The 1892-nt window shown below is 50.6% G+C and carries 1 rRNA gene; it reads right to left on the bottom strand.

Annotated features, from left to right (window positions below):
• Nucleotides 1-107 precede the first annotated feature (107 nt).
• A 16S ribosomal RNA gene (locus CP357_RS09820) occupies nt 108-1671 on the bottom strand.
• Nucleotides 1672-1892: the final 221 nt, after the last annotated feature.

Genomic DNA, 1892 nt, shown 5'->3' with positions numbered 1-1892 from the left:
TCTTTGAGGTACTACCCTCAAAACTAAACAAAGTTTCTCAGTGTGCTTCCGCTTGCTTAAGTGACTTCTCTTAGTATCTCTACTCTCCATCACTCTCGCTTCCTTAGAAAGGAGGTGATCCAGCCGCAGGTTCTCCTACGGCTACCTTGTTACGACTTCACCCCAGTCATCTGCCCTGCCTTAGACGGCTCCTTCCCGAAGGTTAGGCCACCGGCTTTGGGCATTGCAGACTTCCATGGTGTGACGGGCGGTGTGTACAAGGCCCGGGAACGTATTCACCGCGGCGTGCTGATCCGCGATTACTAGCGATTCCAGCTTCGTGCAGTCGAGTTGCAGACTGCAGTCCGAACTGAGAACAGCTTTCAGAGATTCGCTTGCCTTCGCAGGCTCGCTTCTCGTTGTACTGCCCATTGTAGCACGTGTGTAGCCCAGGTCATAAGGGGCATGATGACTTGACGTCATCCCCACCTTCCTCCGGTTTGTCACCGGCAGTCTCATTAGAGTGCCCAACTTAATGCTGGCAACTAATAACAAGGGTTGCGCTCGTTGCGGGACTTAACCCAACATCTCACGACACGAGCTGACGACAGCCATGCACCACCTGTCTTAGCGTCCCCGAAGGGAACTCCTAATCTCTTAGGATGGCACTAGATGTCAAGACCTGGTAAGGTTCTTCGCGTTGCGTCGAATTAAACCACATGCTCCACCGCTTGTGCGGGCCCCCGTCAATTCCTTTGAGTTTCAACCTTGCGGTCGTACTCCCCAGGCGGAGTGCTTAATGCGTTAGCTGCAGCACTGAGAGGCGGAAACCTCCCAACACTTAGCACTCATCGTTTACGGCATGGACTACCAGGGTATCTAATCCTGTTCGCTACCCATGCTTTCGAGCCTCAGCGTCAGTTGCAGACCAGAGAGCCGCCTTCGCCACTGGTGTTCTTCCATATATCTACGCATTCCACCGCTACACATGGAGTTCCACTCTCCTCTTCTGCACTCAAGAAAAACAGTTTCCGATGCAGTTCCTCGGTTAAGCCGAGGGCTTTCACATCAGACTTATTTTTCCGCCTGCGCTCGCTTTACGCCCAATAAATCCGGACAACGCTTGCCACCTACGTATTACCGCGGCTGCTGGCACGTAGTTAGCCGTGACTTTCTGGTTGATTACCGTCAAATAAAGGCCAGTTACTACCTCTATCCTTCTTCACCAACAACAGAGCTTTACGATCCGAAAACCTTCTTCACTCACGCGGCGTTGCTCCATCAGACTTGCGTCCATTGTGGAAGATTCCCTACTGCTGCCTCCCGTAGGAGTTTGGGCCGTGTCTCAGTCCCAATGTGGCCGATCAGTCTCTCAACTCGGCTATGCATCATCGCCTTGGTAAGCCGTTACCTTACCAACTAGCTAATGCACCGCGGGGCCATCCCATAGCGACAGCTTACGCCGCCTTTTATAAGCTGATCATGCGATCTGCTTTCTTATCCGGTATTAGCACCTGTTTCCAAGTGGTATCCCAGACTATGGGGCAGGTTCCCCACGTGTTACTCACCCATCCGCCGCTCGCGTCCCCAGCGTCATTACCGAAGTAAATCTGCTGGTTCTGCTCGCTCGACTTGCATGTATTAGGCACGCCGCCAGCGTTCGTCCTGAGCCAGGATCAAACTCTCATTTTGAAATTTAAGTTTGAATGATTGCTCATTCGATTATTTAAGATCTTTGTCTCAAATTTATTGCTTGCGAATTGACTTCGCTTCTTGTTTGGGTTTTACACCCGCACACTTTTAGCGAAACTTTGTTCAGTTTTCAAAGTACTACCTCCGTCTGGCTGAACCAGACGGCTTTTATATTTTATCAAATCTCAAATCCTTTGTCAAGAACTTTTTTGATTTGTTTT

It is taken from the genome of Lactobacillus sp. UMNPBX6 (assembly GCF_002553975.1).
In the GTDB taxonomy this organism is placed as follows: Bacteria; Bacillota; Bacilli; order Lactobacillales; family Lactobacillaceae; genus Lactobacillus; species Lactobacillus gallinarum.
The sequence above is the reverse complement of the archived record's forward strand: the minus strand, read 5'-3'. Positions and strand labels throughout refer to the sequence as shown.